The 4137-nt window shown below is 67.3% G+C and carries 5 protein-coding genes; 4 read left to right on the plus strand and 1 reads right to left on the minus strand.

Features of this window, described 5'->3' with window-relative positions:
- Positions 1-229: hypothetical protein (locus FKP22_RS33530; protein ID WP_211361532.1), on the minus strand; the 229-nt coding region annotated here is incomplete at its 3' end.
- On the opposite strand from FKP22_RS33530, the gene FKP22_RS22835 reads away from it, so the two are divergent.
- From FKP22_RS22835 to FKP22_RS22850, 4 genes are all read left to right on the plus strand, one after another.
- Positions 222-1793 carry a tetratricopeptide repeat-containing sulfotransferase family protein gene (locus tag FKP22_RS22835; protein ID WP_141289975.1) on the plus strand — a complete coding sequence of 524 codons (1572 nt, stop codon included), beginning with the start codon at positions 222-224 and terminating at the stop codon, positions 1791-1793. The genes FKP22_RS33530 and FKP22_RS22835 overlap by 8 nt on opposite strands.
- 32 nt (positions 1794-1825) lie before the next feature.
- Complete coding sequence (chrA, locus tag FKP22_RS22840) at positions 1826-3172, plus strand: chromate efflux transporter (RefSeq protein WP_141289976.1); 1347 nt, start codon at positions 1826-1828, stop codon at positions 3170-3172.
- Between the two features lie 170 nt (positions 3173-3342).
- Positions 3343-3633 carry a metal-sensing transcriptional repressor gene (locus tag FKP22_RS22845; RefSeq protein WP_141289977.1) on the plus strand — a complete coding sequence of 97 codons (291 nt, stop codon included), beginning with the start codon at positions 3343-3345 and terminating at the stop codon, positions 3631-3633.
- Positions 3634-3652: 19 nt separating this feature from the next.
- A partial coding sequence (locus FKP22_RS22850) for an OsmC family protein (protein ID WP_141289978.1) occupies positions 3653-4137 on the plus strand: 485 nt, incomplete at its 3' end.

Here is a 4137-nt window from a genome sequence, read left to right on the forward strand (position 1 = left end):
CCCCGGCGCCAAGGCCAGCACCGAAGTCGTCGACCGGCTTCGACGACATGGACGACGACATTCCGTTCTGAGCCTCCTTGGCGCCGCGCCAGCCTATGCCACGCGGCCACATCTTGCTGATTCCGGCAGCCGGAAGCTTGCCAGTTGCCCGCGTCCCCCGCTGATGCAGCGCGGGACGCAGGCCCGCTCTGTCCTTTCCTTTACCCGCACGCAGGAGCCAGATGCTCACGGACGACGCATTGCGCCAGCAGGCCGAGCAACATGCCACCGAGGGCAGGTGGGCGCAAGCCACGGCCTGTTTCGAGACCCTGCTAAGCCGGCATCCCGGCGATGCCGACCTGCTGCTGCAGCTCTCGTACATGGCCTCGCTGGCCGGCCATTACCGCCAAGCCCGCACGCACACGTTGGCCGCAGCCGAGGCCGCGCCGACCGACCCTGAGCTGGTGCAGGAATTGATCGCCCGGCTGCGCACCTTCAACGAGGCGCCAGCGCTGCTTGCCTGCCTGGAACGCCTGAAGCCCCTGGCTCGCCTGCCGATGCCGCTGCTGCTCGGTTTTGCTGGTCAGCTAACCCATCTCAATGAACACGCCGCCACGCTGCCGCTGCTGGACGAGGCCAAGCGCCGCGAACCGGACCATCCGGCGGTGCTGGTGACACGTGGCCAGGTGCTGCTCTACCTGGGCCGCTTCGACGAGGCCCGTGCCGAACTGCTGGCCTGTACTCTGCGCGCGCCGCAGCTTGCCCGTGCCTGGGGCCTGCTGGCTGAATTGGACAAGCAGACTGCCGCATCCAACCACGTCATCGCGATCCGCACCGAACTGGCCCGTCCCAACCGCCGGCCGGAGGAGGTTGCCGAACTGGCCTATGCGCTGCACAAGACGCTGGACGACCTGGGGGAACACGACGCCGCCTGGTCGGCACTGGAGCGCGCCTGCCGCGCCAAGCGCTCGCAGCTGAACTATCGCAGCCAGGACAGCGTGGACCTGGTGGATGCGCTGATCGCCATGCCCGCGCCAGCCGTCACACCTGTAGACCAGCCCGTGCCCGACGCTGGCGCCAAGCTGCCGCTGTTCATCGTCGGCATGCACCGCTCTGGCACCACGCTGTTGGAACAGATGCTGGACGGTCATTCCGAGGTGCGCGCTTTGGGCGAGCTGTATGACTTCACCAGCCAGATGCGCCACGCCACCGACCACCACTGCCGCGGTGTGATCGACCTGGCCCTGGTTCGACGCTCACGCGGCGCCAACTTTGCCGCCGTGGGTCGCGGCTACCTGGAGCGCATGGCCTGGCGCCTGGGCAGCGAGCGGTTTTTCACCGACAAACTGCCCTCGAACTTCCTCAACATCGGCTTCATCTGCCGAGCACTGCCGCAGGCCCGCATCCTGCACTTGCGGCGCGACCCGATGGAGGTCTGCTTCTCCAACCTGCGCGAGCTGTTCCACGACGCCAACCCGTACAGCTACGACCTGCGGGAGTTGGCCGCCTTCTACGCCCAGTACCAGCGGCTGATGGCGCACTGGCATGCCCAGTTCCCGGGCCACATCCTGGACGTGGACTACGCCGAACTGGTGGGCCAGCCAGAGGCCACGCTGCGCAAGGTGGCAGCCTTCTGCGGCCTGGACTTCGAGCCTGCGATGCTGGCCATCGGCGAGCGGACGCGCCTTGTGTCCACTGCCAGCGCGGTGTCGGTGCGTCAAGTCATCACCAAGCGCGAAACCCCGAAGTGGCAGCCGTACGCGGACAAGCTGCGGCCCCTCGCGGCGGCGTTGGCGGAGGCCAAAGCGCTGTAGGCCTCAGTAGGCGTCAGACAGAAGGAGCGCCCATGACCGTTGCGCCGCTGGACGCCACCCCGCCCGCCCCCGTCAGCCTCGCTGAAGCCTTCTGGTTCTGGCTGAAGCTTGGCTTCATCAGCTTTGGCGGACCGGCCGGGCAGATTGCGATCATGCACGAGGAGCTGGTCGAGCGGCGGCGCTGGATCTCCGAGGGCCGCTTCCTGCACGCGCTGAACTACTGCATGGTGCTGCCCGGCCCCGAGGCCCAGCAGCTGGCAACCTACATCGGCTGGCTGATGCACCGCAGCTGGGGCGGGCTGGTCGCAGGCGGGCTGTTCGTGCTGCCTTCGCTGTTCATCCTGATCGCGCTGTCCTGGCTCTACATGGCGTTTGGCAACGTGCCGGTGATCGCCGGGCTGTTCTACGGCATCAAGCCGGCCGTCACCGCACTGGTGGTGCATGCGGCGTGGCGCGTGGGCTCGCGCACGCTGAAAAACCGCTGGCTGTGGGGCATTGCCGTGGCCGCCTTTGTGGCGATCTTCGCGCTGCAATTGCCCTTCCCGCTCATCGTGCTGGCGGCCGGCGCCATGGGTTACGCGGGTGGCCGCTGGGCGCCGGAAAAGTTCACCGTCGGTGGTGGCCATGGCAAGGCGGGCCAGCCGGCTGGCCCCGCATTGATCGACGACACGACGCCAACGCCCGCGCATGCGTTGTTCAGTTGGGCCCATTTCCGCTGGGTGCTGGGCATCGGCCTGGGGCTGTGGGGACTCGCCATCGGCGTGTTGTGTGCGTTGTACGGCTGGCAGGGCGCGCTGACGCAGATGGCCTGGTTCTTCACCAAGGCCGCGCTGCTGACCTTTGGCGGCGCCTACGCGGTACTGCCTTACGTGTACCAGGGTGCGGTCGACCATTACCAATGGCTCACGGCGCCGCAGATGATCGACGGCCTGGCGCTGGGCGAGACCACACCCGGGCCGCTGATCATGGTGGTGGCGTTTGTCGGCTTTGTCGGCGGCTGGGGCCAGGCCTTGTTCGGGCCGGACGCATTGCCGCTCGCCGGTGCGGCGGCCGCCAGCGTGGTCACCTTCTTCACCTTCCTGCCGTCCTTCGTGTTCATCTTCCTGGGCGGGCCCTTCATCGAATCGACCCACGGCAAGCTGAAGTTCACGGCGCCGCTGACCGGCATCACCGCCGCGGTGGTCGGCGTGATTGCCAACCTCGCGGTCTTCTTTGCCTGGCGTGTGCTGTGGCCGCAAGGCTGGGCCGGGCGCTTCGACCTGTTCTCGGCGCTGATCGGCATTGGCGCCGGGCTGGCGCTGTTCCGCTTCAAGCTGGGCGTGATCACTGTGGTGATCGCCTCGGCGCTGGCTGGCCTGGGCTTGAGTTACCTGCACTGAGCACCAGGCGGCAGGTCCTTCTGGCAAACCCCCACCCGTGCCCGGCACGGAATGCGACTGGCGCAAAAAGGCGGCGGCACATGGTGTCGTCCCCTATACAGATGACCGCCTTTCCTGGGCGGAAAGCCGCACAATCCCCTGGCACCTATCTCTTGCGACGGAGCCCGGCGATGGCAATGCTGACCGACGAAAAGAGCCGAACCGACCTGATGAACCGCCTGAAGCGTGCCGAAGGCCAGCTCAGGGGCATCCAGCGCATGCTGGATGAAGGCCAGAGCACCCAGGACATCGCCAGCCAGATGTCGGCGGTGCGCAAGGCGCTGGACAGTACCTATGTCCGCATGACGGTTTGCTTCATGGAACAGGAGCTGGGCGCGCGGGTGGGCGATACCCCCCGCGGTCGCAAGCAGCTCGGCGAAGTGCTGGAGGAAGTGCAGGGCCTGCTCGGCAAGATCAGGTGAGCGTCTGTAGGATGCGCCGATGAGCGACATCACCTCAACTTCACCCACCCCGTCCACGCTGGTCACCACCGTCACGCTGCGCCAGCTGCAGGACTACCGCTTCGAGATCGGCTTCGGCGACGAAGTGCCCGCCATCATTGGCGACGAGCCGCCGCCGCTGGGCAGTTCGACCGGACCGTCGCCGGTCCAGCTGCTGGCGGCCGCGGTGGGCAACTGCCTGTCGGATTCGCTGCTGTTTGCGCTGCGCAAGTTCAAGCAGTCGCCCGAACCGCTGAGCTGCGAGCTGCAGGCCCATGTGGGGCGCAACGCCCAGGGCCGCAACCGCGTGATGCGCATGCAGGCCACGCTGACGCTGGGCGTGCCGGCCGCGTCGCTGGAACACCTGGACCGCGTGCTGGTCACCTTCGAGCAGTTCTGCACCGTGACGCAAAGCGTGGCGCCGGCGATCCCGGTACAGCTGATCGTGCGCGACTCGACCGGCGCCGAACTGCTGAACCACCTCAG

It is taken from the genome of Ideonella azotifigens (assembly GCF_006519715.1).
Taxonomy (GTDB): Bacteria; Pseudomonadota; Gammaproteobacteria; order Burkholderiales; family Burkholderiaceae_C; genus Ideonella; species Ideonella azotifigens.

Excerpts from the sequence above, each read along its gene's own strand:
- FKP22_RS22835 (WP_141289975.1), top strand. The coding sequence starts at position 222 with ATGCTCACGGACGACGCATTGCGCCAGCAGGCCGAGCAACATGCCACC.
- chrA (WP_141289976.1), top strand. The coding sequence starts at position 1,826 with ATGACCGTTGCGCCGCTGGACGCCACCCCGCCCGCCCCCGTCAGCCTC.
- FKP22_RS22845 (WP_141289977.1), top strand. The coding sequence starts at position 3,343 with ATGGCAATGCTGACCGACGAAAAGAGCCGAACCGACCTGATGAACCGC.